This is a genomic window from Gordonia sp. IITR100 (genome assembly GCF_002009645.1).
Lineage (GTDB): Bacteria > Actinomycetota > Actinomycetes > Mycobacteriales > Mycobacteriaceae > Gordonia > Gordonia hongkongensis.
The window spans coordinates 44,256-59,640 of the sequence record NZ_MVKV01000008.1; the positions used below are offsets into that span (position 1 = coordinate 44,256).

Here is a 15,385-nt window from a genome sequence, read left to right on the forward strand (position 1 = left end):
TTCTGTCGGATCAGCGCGTGGAATGCACGCGGCGGTTGCCGATGATCCGGCACACGACGTAGATCGCGAACGAGATGATCGTGACGAAGACCGACACGGGCAGCTTGGGAGCGAGCGACATCAGCAGCCCGCCGACCGCCGCGACCTCGGCGAACACGACCGACAACACCAGCGTGCGCGTCGGATTCGACGTGACGCGGGCGGCGGCGGCGCCCGGGGTGATCATCAGCGACATCACCAGCAGCGCGCCGATGATCTGCACGCCCTGCGCGGCCGCCAGGCCCATGATGATCGCGAACACCACCGACAGGGTGCGGATGGGTACCCCCCGCGCCTGCGCGACCCGGGGATCGGTGGAGGCGAACAGCAGTGGCCGGTAGATGACGGCCAGCACGACGACGACGATGCCCGTGGTGATGGCGATCGCGACCAGGCCGTTGATGCCGACGCTCACGACCTGACCGGTCAGCAACGCGAAGCCGGTCCCGATCCGGCCGTACAAGGCCAGGAACAGGACGCCGATGCCGAGGCCGAACGCCATCACGACGCCGATCACCGAGTCGCGCTCCCGCGCCTTGTTGCCGAGGAAGCCGAACACCGCCGCGGCGATGACCGCGCCGATGACGCCGCCGAGGTTCACGCTGAACCCGATCAGCAGGGCCGCCGCGGCACCGGTCACCGACAGTTCGCTGGCGCCGTGCACCGCGAAGGACATCTGCCGGGCGACGATGAGCGGGCCCAGCAGGCCGCCCAGGAGGCCGAGCAGCACCATCGCGAGCAGTGCCTGCTGCATGAAGTCGTAACCCAGCAGGTCGATGGTGGTGGAGAAATCCCAGAGGTCGCTCAACGAACGGTCGACGGAGAGGTGGGTGACGCTCACGCCGGACCGCCTCGCCTCGCGACACCCGGTTCGCTGTCGGCGGCGCAGTGATGGGCGTCCTCGCCGCCGATCACGACCAGACGGCCGTTGACGCGCAGCACCTCGACGTCGCTGCCGTACAGCTCGCTCAACGTCTCCGTCGTCATCACCTCATGCGGCTCGCCGATGCGGAACCGGCCGTCGACGAGGTACAGGACCCGGTCGACAAAGGGCAGGATCGGGTTGATCTCGTGGGTCACGAACACGACGGCCGTCCCGGCGTCCCGGCGCCGGCGATCGATGAGGTCCACGACCACCTGCTGATTGGTCGGATCGAGACTGGCGAGCGGCTCGTCGCAGAGCAGCAGCGCGGGATCGCTCACCACCGCCTGGGCAACGCGTAGCCGTTGCTGCTCGCCGCCGGACAGGACGCCCAGCGGGGCGTCGGCGTACGGCAGGGCGTCCACCGAACCGAGCGCGGTGTCGACGAGTGCGCGTCGTCGTGCCCGGCCCCGCAGTCCGACACCCCAGCGGCCGCCGTCGACACCGAACCCGACGAGGTCCCGGCCGCGGATGGCCATCGGGTCGGCGTCGTCCTCGGCGTGCTGCTGGGGGATGTAGCCCACGGCGTCGGTGGTGGTCACGGTGCCGCGGTCGAGCGCGTACTGGTGCAACAGAACCCGCAGGAACGACGTCTTGCCGGAGCCGTTCGGCCCGAGGACCGCGACGAACTCACCCGGTTCGATCGTCAGGTCGAGGTCGTCCCAGAGAACCCGGTCGCCGAACGCGAGCCGGGCGCCGGTGAACTCCACGACCGGCCTGCCCGTGCCTGCCCCGGTCGAGTCGCCTGCCCCGGTCAATTGGAGCCGGAACCCAGCGCCGCGGTCAGGGCGTCGATCTGGGCGCCCTGCCACACGACGTAGTCGGTGACGCCGTCGGGCAGGGTCTCGGTGAACTCCACGACCGGGACGCCCGCGGAGCGCGCGACGTCGAGCATGGCCTGTGTCACCGGGTCCACGGCCTGGGTGTTGTAGATCAGCACCTTCGCCCGACGGTCGGCCAGGATGTCCTGCAGTGCCGCACGGTCGGCGGCCGCGGGTGACTGGCCCTCCTCGACGGCCTGGGTGAAACCGGCCGGCGCGATGTCGACGAGCCCGGCCTCGGTCAGCATGTAGCCCGCGAGCGGCTCGGTCTGGGCGACCTCGGTGTCGGCGTGCTGCTCCCGGATGGTGCTGAGCTTCGCGCGCAGACCGTCGATGCCGGTGGTGAAGGTCTCGGCGTTGGCGCGGTAGGACTCCGCGTTGCCCGGGTCCTTCTCGGCCAGTGCGTCGGCGACCTTGTCGGCCACCTGGGCGACGACGGGGAGGTCGTAGAAGACGTGCTCGTTCTGGTCGCCGTGCGCGTGGTCGTGAGCACCGTCGGAGTGATCGCCGGACGCGTGCTCGTCGCCGTGATCGCCACCGGCCTCGTCGGCATGCTCGTCGCTGCCGAGCAGGGCGTAGGCGTCGACCGCCGTCGCGTCCGAGTTGGCCGCCGCCTCCTCCATGTAGGAGTCGTAGTGGCCGCCGTTGAACACGAGGATGTCGGCATCGGCGATCGTCGCGGTGTCCGCTGCCGAGGGCTCGAACTCGTGCGGATCACCGTCGGCGTTGGTGTACAGCGCGGTCACCTCGGCGTTGTCGCCGGCGACCGCGACCGCCACCGAACCCCAGACGTTCGTGGACGCGACCACGGTCGGGGGGCCGTCGGTCCCGCCGGAGTCGCTGGAGCAGGCGGACAACACCAGGGCGGCGGCGGACAGCACACCGGCCGTGGCCAGCAGGGATTTCTTCATCGACAACCTTCACGCAAATGACAATCGTTACCGAAAGCAGTCTAGGTGATCGCGGCGACGGGCGTGCAGGATGTCCGCAGGCCGGGGGACTCCTCGCCCGACACGGCGTTTCTCTATGGTGGAGACCATGACCTCGAGCCCGTCCCCGCGGCGTGTCGCGCTGATCTCCGTGCACACCTCGCCGCTGGCGCAGCCGGGCACCGGCGACGCCGGCGGGATGAACGTCTACGTCTGGCAGACCGCGACGCGGCTGGCCCGTCGGGGAGTCGAGGTCGAGATCTTCACCCGCGCGACGTCGTCGGCCGACCAGGCGTCGGTCGCCGCAGCGCCGGGGGTGACGGTGCGCAACGTCGTCGCCGGCCCGTTCGAGGGCCTCGACAAGCGCGACTTGCCCGCCCAGCTGTGTGCGTTCACGGCCGGGGTCCTGCGGGCCGAGGCCGCGCAGGCGCCCGGTCACTACGACGTCATCCACTCGCACTACTGGCTCTCCGGCCAGGTGGGGTGGCTCGCCCGCGACCGGTGGGGTGTCCCCCTGGTGCACACCGCGCACACCCTGGCCGCGGTCAAGAACGCATCGCTGGCCGACGGCGACACCGCCGAGCCGCAGCTACGGGTCATCGGGGAGCAGCAGGTGGTCGGGGAGGCCGATCGCCTGGTCGCGAACACCCAGACCGAGGCGACCGAATTGCTCTCGATGTACGGTGCCGCCGCCGACCGTATCGACGTGGTGACCCCGGGTGCCGATCTCGACTGTTACACACCGGGTTCCGTCGCGGCCGCCCGCGCGGAGCTCGGCCTGGACCCCGACGAGATGATCGTGACGTTCGTCGGGCGCATCCAACCGCTGAAGGCCCCGGACCTCCTCGTCGACGCGGTCGCGCCGCTCATCGGTGAGTCCGCCGCGACCGGGCGGAAGCTGCGGGTGCTCATCGTCGGCGGGCCGTCGGGGTCGGGGCTGCAACGGCCCACCGCGCTGATGGATCAGGTCGCCGAACTCGGGATCGCCGATTCGGTCACCTTCCTGCCGCCCCAGCCGTCGAACCGTCTGGTGCAGGTCTACCGGGCATCGGATGTGGTTGCCGTGCCCAGTCATTCGGAGAGTTTCGGACTGGTCGCGATCGAGGCGCAGGCCTGCGGGACGCCCGTCATCGCCGCGAATGTGGGTGGCCTCGGGGTGGCGGTCGACGACGGCCGGACCGGAGTGCTGGTCAACGGGCATCGGGTCGGGGACTGGACGAATGCGCTGGAAAAGCTTCTCGCGCAACCCGATCGACTCGTCGAGCTCGGACAGCACGCCCGCGCCCACGCCGAGCAGTTCTCCTGGGAACACACGGTCGATCAGCTTCTCGAGAGTTACGGCCGGGCGATGCGGTCGTTCGCCGCGCACCAGCGCCCGGCGTCGCCCGAGGTGTCCGCTACGGCCGCGGCCTCGGCGCGCCTCCGACGCCGCTGGCGTCGTCGGCGCAACCGGGTCACCGTCTGACGCTGCGCCGAAATCGCCCGCTGCGCAAGGGGTTCCCGATATCACCGACGAGAGGATGCCGTGAGTCGCAACGAGGTCGTCGACCTGCTGGAGAAGACGCTGGGCGAGAACGAGATCGCCTTCGCACGCAAGAGCGGCGGCGGGGCCGACGTCGATCACGTGGTCGTCGAGCTGCCCGGCGAACGCAAACTGAAGACCACCGTGCTGCTGACGGCGAGCGAGCACGGCGTCCGGGTGGAGGCCTTCGTGTGCCGCCGGCCCGACGAGAACCACGCCGGCGTGTACAAGTACCTGCTGAAGCGCAACCGCCGGCTGTACGGCGTCGCCTACACCATCGACAACACCGGTGACATCTACCTCGTCGGCCGGATCTCCGCCGACGGGTTGAGTTCCGGCGAGGTCGACCGGATCCTGGGGCAGGTCCTCGAGGCCGCGGACGGGGATTTCAACACCCTGCTCGAACTCGGGTTCCTGACCTCGATCCAGCGGGAGTGGGCGTGGCGGGTGTCCCGCGGCGAATCGCTGCGCAACCTGCTCGCCTTCGAGCACCTCATCGACAAGGAGTCCCTGCCGGAGGCGGGGAAGCCGCTCGAAGGCCGCTACGTACCGGGTGAGTCGGTCGTCGACGGTGCGCAGAGCGTCACCGAGGATCCGTCGACCGCCGAATCGGACGAATCGTAGACTCTCTCGAGAGAGGTCCACGTCACATCGTATCAACGTGCGTTGATACGATGTGGTCGAGAAATTCCCCAATGGAGGTGTCATGAGCTTCACGAGTCCGTTCCCCGACGTCGAGATCCCGGACGTGAGTGTGTTCGAGTTCCTGTTCGGCGCGGTGGCCGAGGAGGACCTCGCCCGTACCGCGCTGGTGGACCCGAAGTCGGGGGCGACGACCACCTATGCGCAGCTGATCTCGCAGATCGAGGCGGCGGCGGGCGCGTTGGCGTCGCGGGGGATCGGCGTGGGCGACGTGGTGGGCATCCTGTCGCCCAACATCCCGGCGTTCGCGACGGTGTTCCACGGGATTCTGCGGGCCGGCGGCACCGCGACGACGATCAACGCACTCTTCACCGGGCCCGAGATCGCCAAGCAGCTGCGGGATTCCGGCGCCAAGATGCTGGTGACCATCTCGCCGATGCTGGAGCAGGCCAAGGCCGCCGCCGACGAGGTCGGGCTGGCGGATGCCGACCTGATCGTCCTCGACGGCGAGGGCCAGGACGCCTCCGGCCACCCGAATGCGGCGGACCTCCTGGGCGCCGGACTGGCCGCACCGGAGGTGTCGTTCGATCCGGCCACGCACGTCGCGGTCCTGCCGTATTCCTCCGGTACCACCGGGAATCCGAAGGGCGTCGCGCTCTCGCATCGCAACCTGGTCGCCAATGTCGCGCAGATCCGACCGTTGCAGGGCATGGGCGCCGACGACGTGGTGATCGCGGTGCTGCCCTTCTTCCACATCTACGGGATGACGGTGCTGCTGAACGCGGCGCTGTACAACCGGGCGTCGCTGGTCGTGATGCCGCGGTTCGACCTCGTCGAGTTCCTCGAGAACATCCAGAACCACAAGGTCACCATGGCCTACATCGCACCGCCGGTGGCCGTGGCGCTGGCCAAGCACCCGATCATCGACAACTACGACCTGTCCTCGCTGCACACGATGATGTCGGGCGCGGCGCCGCTGGACGACGAGCTGGGCCAGGCCGTCGCCAAACGTCTCGACCTGCACATGCTGCAGGGCTACGGCATGAGTGAGCTGTCGCCGGTGAGTCACATCATCCCGGCCGACACACCCGGCCTGCTGGGTCAGCAGGACCCGCCGCTGTCCTCGACCGGGTGGGCGGTGCCGAACTCCGAGAACAAGATCGTCGACCCCGCATCGGGTGCCGAGATCGAGCTGCCGAGCGAGGGACTGTCGGAGCCGGGCGAGCTGTGGGTCAAGGGGCCGAACGTGATGCTGGGCTACCTCAACAACGATCAGGCGACCGCCGACACCATCGACGCCGACGGCTACCTGCACACCGGCGACATGGCGCAGGTCGATCCGACCGGCTGCGTCTACATCGTCGACCGGCTCAAGGAGCTCATCAAGTACAAGGGCTACCAGGTGCCGCCCGCCGAGCTCGAGGCGCTGCTGCTCACCAACGACAAGATCGCCGACGCCGCGGTCATCGGCGTGATCGAGGCGGAGTCGGGCGAGGAGATCCCCAAGGCCTTCGTCGTGCGCCAGCCCGATGCGGAGATCACCGCCGACGAGGTCATCGAGTTCGTGGCGTCGAAGGTGGCCCCGCACAAGAAGGTCCGGGCCGTCGAGTTCATCGAGACGATCCCCAAGTCGGCCTCGGGCAAGATCCTGCGCAAGGACCTCCGCAAGTAGTCTCTGCGGCATCCGTATGACGTTGTGCCCGGAAACCGGGCACAACGTCATACGGATTTTTGTGCGTCACGGGATCTCGTGGGGCGGGATGTCGTCGTAGGAGGCCGCTTCGGCGCCGGTTCGCTTCTGATGCCAGTAGGTGAACGCCCACAGCACGACGCCGAGCAGGAGTAGCCAGGCCGCGATCACGTACTGCTGGTTGTCGGCGCGGGCAAACGGGAGGGTGAGCGCCCCGGAGGTCACGGCGCCGAGCACCGCAACCGGCGTATAGGTGCGGAAGTGGTTGTGTCCCACGTGATCCTTGCGCAGCACCAGGACGGAGACGTTGACGACGGTGAACACCGCGAGCAGCAGCAGTGCGGTGGTGCCGCCGAGCAGTCCGACGATGGAACCCTTCGGGTCGGCGCTGACGTAGACCAGTAGGCACAGCGCGATGACGGTGGTGAACACGATCGCGGCGAACGGGGTACGGCGTCCGGGATGGACGTAGGCCAGGAACTTGGGCAGGACACCCTGCTTGGCCATGCCGTACAGCAGCCGGCTGGCCATCATCATGTTGATCAGGGCCGTGTTGGCCACCGCGAACATCGAGATCCACGGCAACAGCTCGGTCATCGGGAAGTCCGGGGCGGCGGTCTGCACGACGTCGACGAGCGGGGTCTCGCTCTCGGCGAGCACACCCACGGGCACGATCGCGACCGCGAGGATCGCGATGAGCACGTACACCACCGCGGTGATCCCCAGACCACTGAGCATGACCTTGGGGAAGATCCTGGTCGGTTCCTTGCACTCCTCGGCCATGTTGACCGAATCCTCGAATCCGACCAGTGCGAAGAACGCCAGCGCCGTCGCCGCCGACACCGCGATGAGGATGTTCCTCTCCTCCGGCGATTCGAAAACCACCACCGCATCCCAGTGATCGGCGTTGCCACCGAACACGAAGAACAGGGCGATGAAGATGACCAGCAGGAGACCCGTCAGCTCGACAAGGGTCAGGACCACGTTGGTGCCCACACCTTCGGCGACGCCGCGGAAGTTGATGAACATGACCAGCAGCAGGAAGCCGATCGCGATGAACAGCAGAGCGGGGTGCGTCGCATCCGGGGACTCGCCGCCGTTGATGCCGGTCAGCATGTTCACCGCGAACGCGCGGGACGCGGTGGTCGCCGAGGTGATACCCGAACACATCACGGTGAACAGCACGATGAAGGTGATGAAGTGGACGCCGAAAGCCTTGTGCACGTACAGGGCAGCGCCGGCGGCCTGGGGATATTTGGTCACCAGCTCCAGGTAGGAGAACGCCGTCAGCGTCGCCACCGCGAACGCGATGAGGAACGGCAGCCACGCCGCGCCCCCGACCTCGCCGGCGACCTGGCCGGTGAGTGCGTAGACGCCGGTGCCCAGGATGTCGCCGATGATAAACAGCAACAACAGCTTCCAGCCCAACACGCGTTTGAGCTCGGGCTGCTTCTCCGCATTCTGGCCGGTCGCGCCGGCGTCTGTACTGGCTGTCATGCGCTAACGCTAGACCCGCCCATGGCCGTTCGCGCGGCGAATCGACCGGTTCATTACCATTTCGTCGTCACCAGGTGCGCGCCGGGGTCCGGCCGGGGGTTCAGGCGCCGGTGAGGAGAGGGTGCGCACCGACTGTGGAAAACTATCGGCCATGAGCAACGGCACCCTGATCCTGATGCGGCACGGCGAGAGCGAATGGAATGCGTCCAACCAGTTCACCGGTTGGGTCGATGTGGCGCTCACCGACAAGGGCAGGGCCGAGGCCGAACGCGGGGGCGAGCTCCTCGTCGAGCACGACCTGCTGCCTGACGTCGTCTACACGTCGCTGCTGCGCCGCGCGATCACGACCGCGCACATCGCCCTCGACCGGGCCGACCGGCTCTGGATCCCGGTGATCCGCGACTGGCGACTCAACGAACGTCACTACGGCGCGCTGCAGGGCCTGAACAAGGCCGAGACCAAGGAGAAGTTCGGCGACGAGCAGTTCATGCTGTGGCGCCGCAGTTACGACACCCCGCCGCCGGCGATCGAACCCGATGCCGAATACAGCCAGGTGGGCGACGCGCGGTACGCCGATCTCCCCGAGGTGCCGCTGACCGAGTGCCTCAAGGACGTCGTCGAGCGGTTCATCCCGTACTACCTCGAGACGATCGTCGCCGACGTCCGGGCGGGGAAGAACGTGCTGCTCGCGGCACACGGCAACTCGCTGCGCGCGCTCGTCAAGCACCTCGACGGCATCTCCGACGACGACATCGCCGGACTGAACATCCCCACCGGCAACCCGCTTCGTTACGACCTCGACGACGACCTGAAGCCGCTCAACCCGGGTGGTACCTACCTCGACCCCGAGGCGGCCGCCGCGGGTGCCGCCGCGGTGGCGGCCCAAGGGCAGAAGTAGTCGTCGGGGTCCGTTCGGACATCCAGACGTGACACGTTTCGCCATGGCGTCGACGGTGTGGCGCGCGCTACATTAGACGGCATGGCGGACATGGGCACCCTGCGAATCGAGCACTCACCTGCCCAGGAGCGGTACGAGGCGATCCTCGTCGCCGATTCCCAGGGCGACGACGAGATCGTCGGTTATCTCGACTACGTCTCCGAGCCCTACCAGGTGGTCATCACGCACACCGTGATCCGCGAGCAGTTCAGTGGTCACGGGTACGCGGGCCAATTGGTCCAGGCGGTCCTCGAGGACATCCGGCGCGGCGGCAAGCAGGTCGTGCCGGTCTGCTCGTACGTGCAGCGCTTCATCGAACGTCACCCCGAGTTCGCGGACATGGCGGTTCCGGTTCCGCAATGACCGGTCCGGACACGGCCGCCCCGGTACCGGGGAAGCGCGCCGCCGCGTCGGCAGGGACTCCGGCCAACTCCGCGTGAACAACTGTCGAACACCTTCGTCAGATGTGCGTTCGGTGTTGGTCGAGCCGTAAGCTGCCCCTGTGACCGCCGCAATCTTCGCCGCGACGATCGCGTTCGTACTCGCGCTCTGCCTCGGTGTCGTGATCGGTCGACGCACCCGGGACCGGGACCGGTCCCGAGGGTTCGCGTTCCTCGATCGCATCCCGCGTCGTTCCGCATCCACCGCCGCCGAATTCGTTCCCGAGGCGACCCTCGGTCCCCGTGAGGTGCCGGCCTCGGCCGAGGTCCGTGACTCCGACGTGCAGGCGACCACCGACGACGGCCGTATGACCAAGGCCGGTCTGTTGAGCATGGTCGTGCGCAACACCGAGACCGCCATCGCCGTGGTCGACGAGTTCCGCGACGTCGTGCTGTACAACCAGCGGGCCGTCGAACTCGGGCTCGTACGCGAGATGCTGCTGGCCGACCCGGTGTGGGAGGCCGTGAAGGAAGTGCTCGACACCGGCGTCGAACGGCGCTTCGAGTTCAGCCCGCCGATGTCGAGTCTCGGTTTCGTCTCTACCGGCCGGACGCCCCGGCCCAGTGTCGAGCACGTGCGCTGTCACGCGCGGATCGTCGCGCAGGGCGAGGAACGCTATGTCGTCGCGTACGGACTCGACGACACCGAACACAAACGCGTGGAGGCCACCCGGCGCGACTTCGTCGCCAACGTCTCGCACGAACTCAAGACCCCCGTCGGCGCGATCGGGCTGCTCGCCGAGGCGTTGCTCGAGTCGGCCGACGACACCGATTCGGTGCAGCACTTCGGTCGCCGCGTCGTCGGCGAGACCAAGCGCATGGGCAACATGGTGAGCGAGCTGCTGGCGTTGTCCCGACTCCAGGACGGCGTCACACCGGAGTTCACCTGCATCGACGTCGACTCGCTCATCGACGACGCGCTGGCCGCGGCGACGCTCGCCGCCGAGGCGGCGGCCATCGAACTGCGCGCCGACGGTCCGATCGGCGTCATCATCCGCGGCGACCGTCCGCTGCTGCTCACCGCACTGAACAACCTCATCTCGAACGCCATCTCGTACTCGGCGTCGGACACCGTGGTCTCGATCAGCCGCCGCGTGATCAAGATCGACGGGCGGCCGATGGTCGCCATCGCGGTGACCGACCGGGGGATCGGGATCGAGCCGGAGGATCAGCAGCGGGTCTTCGAGCGGTTCTTCCGGGTCGACAAGGCCCGGTCCCGGATGACCGGCGGCACCGGACTCGGACTGGCCATCGTCAAGCACGTGGCCGCCAACCACGGCGGGACCATCAACCTGTGGAGCAAACCCGGCACCGGCTCGACCTTCACGCTGTGCATTCCGGAGGATCTGTCCGACGCCGGCTGGCCGCCGGCAGCGCAGCAGGCGCTGTCGGATCCCGATGCGCCGCCCCGCGCACTTCCCTCCGCGGAGGGTGACGACCCATCTGCCCGACCCACCGAAGGAAACAAGAGTTGACCCACGTTCTGATCGTCGAGGACGAGGAATCGCTGGCGGATCCGCTGGCCTTCCTGCTGCGCAAAGAGGGCTTCGAGGCCAGCGTCATCACCGATGGCGCGCAGGCGTTGCCGACCTTCGATCGGGTCAGTCCCGACATCGTGCTCCTCGATCTCATGCTGCCCGGGATGTCCGGAACCGAGATCTGCAAGGCCTTGCGCACCCGGTCGAATGTCCCGGTGATCATGGTGACCGCGCGCGACAGTGAGATCGACAAGGTCGTCGGCCTCGAACTCGGCGCGGACGACTATGTGACGAAGCCGTATTCGGCGCGCGAGCTGATCGCCCGCATCCGCGCGGTGCTGCGACGCGGCGGGGAGGTGCCCGACGACGGTCTGGAGATCGGGATCCTGGAGGCCGGGCCGGTCCGGATGGACGTCGAGCGACACACCGTGTCGGTCAACGGAACGTCGATCACCCTGCCGCTCAAGGAGTTCGACCTCCTCGAGTATCTGTTGCGCAACTCCGGCCGCGTCCTGACCCGGGGTCAGCTCATCGACCGGGTGTGGGGCGTCGACTACGTCGGCGACACCAAGACACTCGACGTACACGTCAAGCGCCTGCGCTCGAAGATCGAGCCCGACCCGGCGAATCCGAAGCACCTCATCACCGTCCGCGGCCTCGGGTACAAGCTCGAGGCGTGAGCCGGCCGGGCCGCGGCGCCCCGGGGGGCTACTCCGGGGGCTGCAGCTCGTATTTGACGTCGGTCTCGCGGCGCTCGGTCGCGGCCTGCGTCGCCGGGTGGATCGCGATGAGCCCCAGCCCGTTCCGGCGCCGGCAGGCCGCTGCCAGCGCCGCATAGGCGGCCTCGCCGAGCAGCGCGGTGAGCTCGGGTGCGTACGACTCCCACACCTGCTTGGCCCCGATGTGGACGTCGGGGGAACCCGAGCAGTACCACTTCAGATCGTGGCCACCCTCGCCCCAGCCACGCCGGTCGAATTCGGTGATCGTCGTCTGGAGCACCTGGGTGCCGTCGGGGCGTTCGATCCAGTCCTGCTCACGACGGATGGGCAGCTGCCAGCACACGTCGGGTTTGACCGTGAGCGGTTCGAGTCCCTTGCGCAGCGCCATCGAGTGCAGCGCGCATCCGACGCCGCCGGAGAAACCGGGTCGGTTCAGAAAGATGCACGCGCCCTTGTGGAGTCGCGTCTTCAAGGCGGGCTCGTCGTCGAGGTCGCTCTCCTCGAGGTACCCCTTCGGGCCGACCGGGTCCTTGCCGGAGCCCTTCTTGTAGAACTGCCAGTCCTCGGGCGTCAGCATCGCGACGCCGCGGGCGAGGGTCTTGCGATCGTCCTTGTCGGACAGATACGCGCCGTGACTGCAGCACCCGTCGGTCTCCCGGCCCGGGAGGATGCCCTGACATGCGGGTGTGCCGAACACACACGTCCAGTGCGAGAGCAGCCAGGTGAGATCGGCCCGGATGACGTGCTCGGGGTCGGCGGGATCGGCGAATTCGTACCATTCGCGCGGAAAGTCGAGTTCAACCTCCGGCGCGGGATCGATGCGAGGCGCGGACGGCGAAATGGCGGTCACCTTTACACGGTAGCCGGGATCGGGCGGTGCAGGCGGCTGCACTACCGTTGACCCGTGCGCTTAGGAGTCCTCGACGTGGGCAGCAACACAGTCCACCTCCTGGTGGTCGACGCCCATCGTGGCGGTCACCCCACCCCGATGAGTTCGACCAAGGCCGTCCTGCGCCTGGCCGAACAGATCGACGCCGACGGCCGGATGAGTGATCGCGCCGTCGCCAAGCTCATCGAGTCGATCGACGAGTTCACCCACATCGCCCGGACGTCCGGTTGTGAGCAGATGATGGCGTTCGCGACGTCGGCCGTGCGCGATGCGACGAACTCCGACGACCTGCTCGACGAGATCGAGCAGCGGACCGGGGTGCGCGTGCTCGTCCTGTCGGGGCGCGACGAGGCCAGGTTGACGTCGCTGGCGGTGCGCCGCTGGCGTGGCTGGAGCGCCGGCCGCATCCTCGCTCTCGACATCGGCGGCGGCTCCCTGGAGATGTCCAACGGCGTCGACGAGGAACCCGACGTCGCGCTGTCGCTGCCGCTGGGGGCCGGACGTCTCACCCGCGAGTGGCTGCCCGACGATCCGCCGGACCGGCGGCGGGTCGGCGTGCTGCGCGACTGGCTCGACGCCGAGCTCCGCGCACCCGCGTCCCAACTGCTCGCACCCGGTGCGCCGGATCTGTGCGTCGGCACGTCGAAGACCTTCCGGAGCCTGGCCCGGCTGACCGGCGCGGCGCCGTCGAGTGCCGGACCGCGGGTGCGCCGCGAACTGACGACGAGCGGGCTTCGCCAGCTCATCTCCTTCATCTCCCGCATGACCAAGGCCGATCGCGCCGAACTCGAGGGCGTCAGCTCGGACCGGGCGGGCCAGCTGGTCGCCGGGGCGCTGGTCGCCGAGGCGGCGATGCGCGCGTTGCAAGTCGATACACTGGAAATCTGTCCGTGGGCACTCCGGGAAGGTGTGATCCTGCGCCGACTCGACGCGGAGCAGGCCGACGCGCTGGAGCCGACACCGGTGCAGGGCGTTCGCGAGGGCGTCGGCTGACACCCTGGTAGACCCGGACCCAAACGTTCGAGAACGAGGACGGAGAGCCACTACATGCCGAAGGATTCGGAGCCCGAATCCCGACCCATCTCGGTGTCGGAACTTCTCGCCCGCTCGCAGGGGTCCCAGGGGGACTCGCCGGCACGTACCCGTGACGGCCGCGGCCGCCGACGCGCCGGCCGGGACGGATCGTTCTCGGTGTCCGAGCTGACCGGCGAGATCCCGAAGGTCGCAGACGCGGGAGAGGGTTCCGCGGCGCCCGCGGCCCGGCCCGAGCCGGCTGCCCGGCCCGAACCCGCAACCCGGCCCGAACCCGCAACCCGGCCCGAGCCGGCTGCCCCACCAGCGAGCACCGCGCCTGCAAAGACGGCGGCCCCGGAGACGGCGGCCCCGGAGAAGGCAGCTCCGGAGAAGACTGCTGCGGAGAACGGTGCCCCGGAGCGGGACACGACCCCGCGGAACCGTCCGGCCGCGGCCGCCGCGCCGTTCCCGCGTTCGACGAACCCGGTCCCGCGCCGCCCGGCCGACGATCAGCCCGTCGTCGACCGGCCGCGCGCCGACCAGCAACACCAGGCACGGCCGGGTAACCGCACCGCCAGCGGGATGCCCGGTTACGGCCAGGGAGCCGTCCCGCCGATGTCGACGCGCGACTTCAGTTCCGAGGCGGTGGCACGTCGCCTCGGGCAGACGCCGCCGCGAGATTCCGCTCCCGTCGACCAGGAGTCGGCGAACGCCGTCACCGGCATCATCCCGGTGGTGGGTGAGAACGGGTCGGGTCTTTCGGTCGTCGACTCCGACGACGTGGTCACCTACGACCTGACCGAGGTCGATGCGGGCACCGACGGCCCCCGCGAGCGCGGCGACGGCGGGTTCTCCGAGGTCATGGACTTCGACGCCTATCGCAACTTCGCAGATGTGGAGAGCGGGAACGACGGGCCGGGGGGCAAGGGCCGGTCCGGGGGCCCGGCCCGCAAGATCGGGGCGTCGAAGAAGACCGGTCCGTCGGGTGTCGTCGGGTTCGCGCGCAAGCTCTTCGGCGGCAAGAACCGGGACCGGAACGATCCCGATCGCCACACCGACGACCACCCGGACGCACACACCGACGGCAACGAGTCGACGCACGACTGGGCAGCCACCGCGGCCGCCGCCGCGACTGCGGGTGGCACGACGGCGGCGATCGCCGCGGCGCACCCCGAGACCCATGAGGCCGACGGTCGGTGGACCGGCTCGGACGAGACCGAGAGTCTCCAGACCGCCGACCGCCCCACCGACGACCACCCGACCGAGGCCATCGAACCGATCGAGTCCGCGTCCGAGGACGACGAGGGCCGGGTCGACCTGGTGAAGGAGCGCGAGCCGGAGGGTCCCGCCGAGCCCGAGGGCCCGGCGGAGTTCGATGCTCTGCACGACACCACGGACATCGACGAGACCTCCGATGACGACGCCGATCCCGACTCGGCAGCCGCCACGGCGGAACACGCCGGACAGGACGTCGTGCCTTCGGCCGCGGACGCGGAGTCCGCCGAGCGGACCGGCACCGTCGACACGCCGGCACCGGCACCGGACGGTCGGGCGACCGACGACGCCGAGGAGTCGCCGGTGAAGGCCTGGCTGGTGTTGTTCGGACAGGCGATCGTCGGCCTCGCGGTCGGCGTCGGCCTGTTCTGGGGTTTCACCGAACTGTGGCGATGGAATCCGTACTTCGCGCTGGTGCTCGCGGTCCTGGTGATCTTCGGCATCGTGACGCTGTCGCATGTGGTCCGGCGCACCAAAGACCTGCCGACGACGCTGCTCGCGCTCGGCGTGGGTCTGCTGGTCACCATCGGGCCGCTGGTGTTGTTGGCCGCGTGAGCCGGTGTGAACCGAT

The 15,385-nt window shown here is 68.8% G+C and carries 14 protein-coding genes; 9 read left to right on the top strand and 5 right to left on the bottom strand.

All coding sequences use genetic code 11. The features are described from left to right. Positions 1 to 10: 10 nt before the first annotated feature. From B1818_RS13270 to B1818_RS13280, 3 genes are read right to left on the bottom strand one after another with little or no spacing between them, the layout of a single operon-like run. Positions 11 to 880 carry a metal ABC transporter permease gene (locus tag B1818_RS13270; RefSeq protein ID WP_065629189.1) on the bottom strand — a complete coding sequence of 290 codons (870 nt, stop codon included), beginning with the start codon at positions 878 to 880 and terminating at the stop codon, positions 11 to 13. Further along, positions 877 to 1,671, bottom strand: a complete 795-nt coding sequence (locus B1818_RS13275; RefSeq protein WP_223259038.1) for a metal ABC transporter ATP-binding protein — start codon at positions 1,669 to 1,671, stop codon at positions 877 to 879. Before B1818_RS13275 ends, B1818_RS13270 begins: the two co-directional genes overlap by 4 nt. Before the next feature lie 44 nt (positions 1,672 to 1,715). Next, the gene (locus B1818_RS13280) at positions 1,716 to 2,693 is read right to left on the bottom strand and encodes a metal ABC transporter solute-binding protein, Zn/Mn family (RefSeq protein ID WP_078113000.1); all 978 of its coding nucleotides are present in this window, start codon (positions 2,691 to 2,693) and stop codon (positions 1,716 to 1,718) included. A gap of 127 nt (positions 2,694 to 2,820) precedes the next feature. On the opposite strand from B1818_RS13280, the gene mshA reads away from it, so the two are divergent. The 3 genes from mshA to B1818_RS13295 all read left to right on the top strand — a co-directional run bounded on the left by mshA (position 2,821) and on the right by B1818_RS13295 (position 6,547). Beyond that, positions 2,821 to 4,176 (top strand): D-inositol-3-phosphate glycosyltransferase, encoded by a 1,356-nt coding sequence (mshA, locus tag B1818_RS13285; protein WP_078113068.1) that lies wholly within the window; start codon positions 2,821 to 2,823, stop codon positions 4,174 to 4,176. Between the two features lie 60 nt (positions 4,177 to 4,236). After that, positions 4,237 to 4,857: a YbjN domain-containing protein gene (locus tag B1818_RS13290; RefSeq protein WP_065629192.1), complete on the top strand. Its 621-nt coding sequence runs from the start codon at positions 4,237 to 4,239 to the stop codon at positions 4,855 to 4,857. Between the two features lie 82 nt (positions 4,858 to 4,939). Then, positions 4,940 to 6,547, top strand: a complete 1,608-nt coding sequence (locus B1818_RS13295; protein WP_065629304.1) for a 4-coumarate--CoA ligase family protein — start codon at positions 4,940 to 4,942, stop codon at positions 6,545 to 6,547. Positions 6,548 to 6,613: 66 nt separating this feature from the next. Here B1818_RS13295 and B1818_RS13300 read toward each other — a convergent pair whose 3' ends face one another. Next, positions 6,614 to 8,062 (bottom strand): APC family permease, encoded by a 1,449-nt coding sequence (locus B1818_RS13300; RefSeq protein ID WP_078113001.1) that lies wholly within the window; start codon positions 8,060 to 8,062, stop codon positions 6,614 to 6,616. A 151-nt stretch (positions 8,063 to 8,213) separates the two neighbouring features. Between B1818_RS13300 and B1818_RS13305 the strand changes: the two genes are divergently transcribed. The 4 genes from B1818_RS13305 (at position 8,214) to B1818_RS13320 (ending at position 11,597) form a co-directional block, all read left to right on the top strand. Continuing rightward, positions 8,214 to 8,960: a phosphoglyceromutase gene (locus tag B1818_RS13305; RefSeq protein ID WP_058252630.1), complete on the top strand. Its 747-nt coding sequence runs from the start codon at positions 8,214 to 8,216 to the stop codon at positions 8,958 to 8,960. A gap of 81 nt (positions 8,961 to 9,041) precedes the next feature. Then, positions 9,042 to 9,362 carry a GNAT family N-acetyltransferase gene (locus tag B1818_RS13310; RefSeq protein ID WP_058252631.1) on the top strand — a complete coding sequence of 107 codons (321 nt, stop codon included), beginning with the start codon at positions 9,042 to 9,044 and terminating at the stop codon, positions 9,360 to 9,362. Positions 9,363 to 9,501: 139 nt separating this feature from the next. After that, complete coding sequence (locus B1818_RS13315) at positions 9,502 to 10,914, top strand: cell wall metabolism sensor histidine kinase WalK (protein ID WP_058252632.1); 1,413 nt, start codon at positions 9,502 to 9,504, stop codon at positions 10,912 to 10,914. Then, complete coding sequence (locus B1818_RS13320) at positions 10,911 to 11,597, top strand: response regulator transcription factor (RefSeq protein WP_058252633.1); 687 nt, start codon at positions 10,911 to 10,913, stop codon at positions 11,595 to 11,597. The genes B1818_RS13315 and B1818_RS13320 overlap by 4 nt, the downstream gene beginning before the upstream one ends. A 28-nt stretch (positions 11,598 to 11,625) precedes the next feature. Here B1818_RS13320 and B1818_RS13325 read toward each other — a convergent pair whose 3' ends face one another. Further along, a complete protein-coding gene (locus B1818_RS13325) occupies positions 11,626 to 12,486 on the bottom strand; it encodes a hypothetical protein (RefSeq protein ID WP_058252634.1) in 861 nt (286 codons plus the stop codon). 54 nt (positions 12,487 to 12,540) lie between these two features. Here B1818_RS13325 and B1818_RS13330 point away from each other — a divergent pair, with 54 nt between their 5' ends. Both B1818_RS13330 and B1818_RS13335 read left to right on the top strand, forming a co-directional pair. Beyond that, positions 12,541 to 13,518 carry a Ppx/GppA phosphatase family protein gene (locus B1818_RS13330; protein ID WP_176455923.1) on the top strand — a complete coding sequence of 326 codons (978 nt, stop codon included), beginning with the start codon at positions 12,541 to 12,543 and terminating at the stop codon, positions 13,516 to 13,518. Positions 13,519 to 13,572: 54 nt separating this feature from the next. Beyond that, positions 13,573 to 15,369 carry a hypothetical protein gene (locus B1818_RS13335; RefSeq protein ID WP_078113003.1) on the top strand — a complete coding sequence of 599 codons (1,797 nt, stop codon included), beginning with the start codon at positions 13,573 to 13,575 and terminating at the stop codon, positions 15,367 to 15,369. The last annotated feature ends 16 nt before the right edge of the window (positions 15,370 to 15,385 follow it).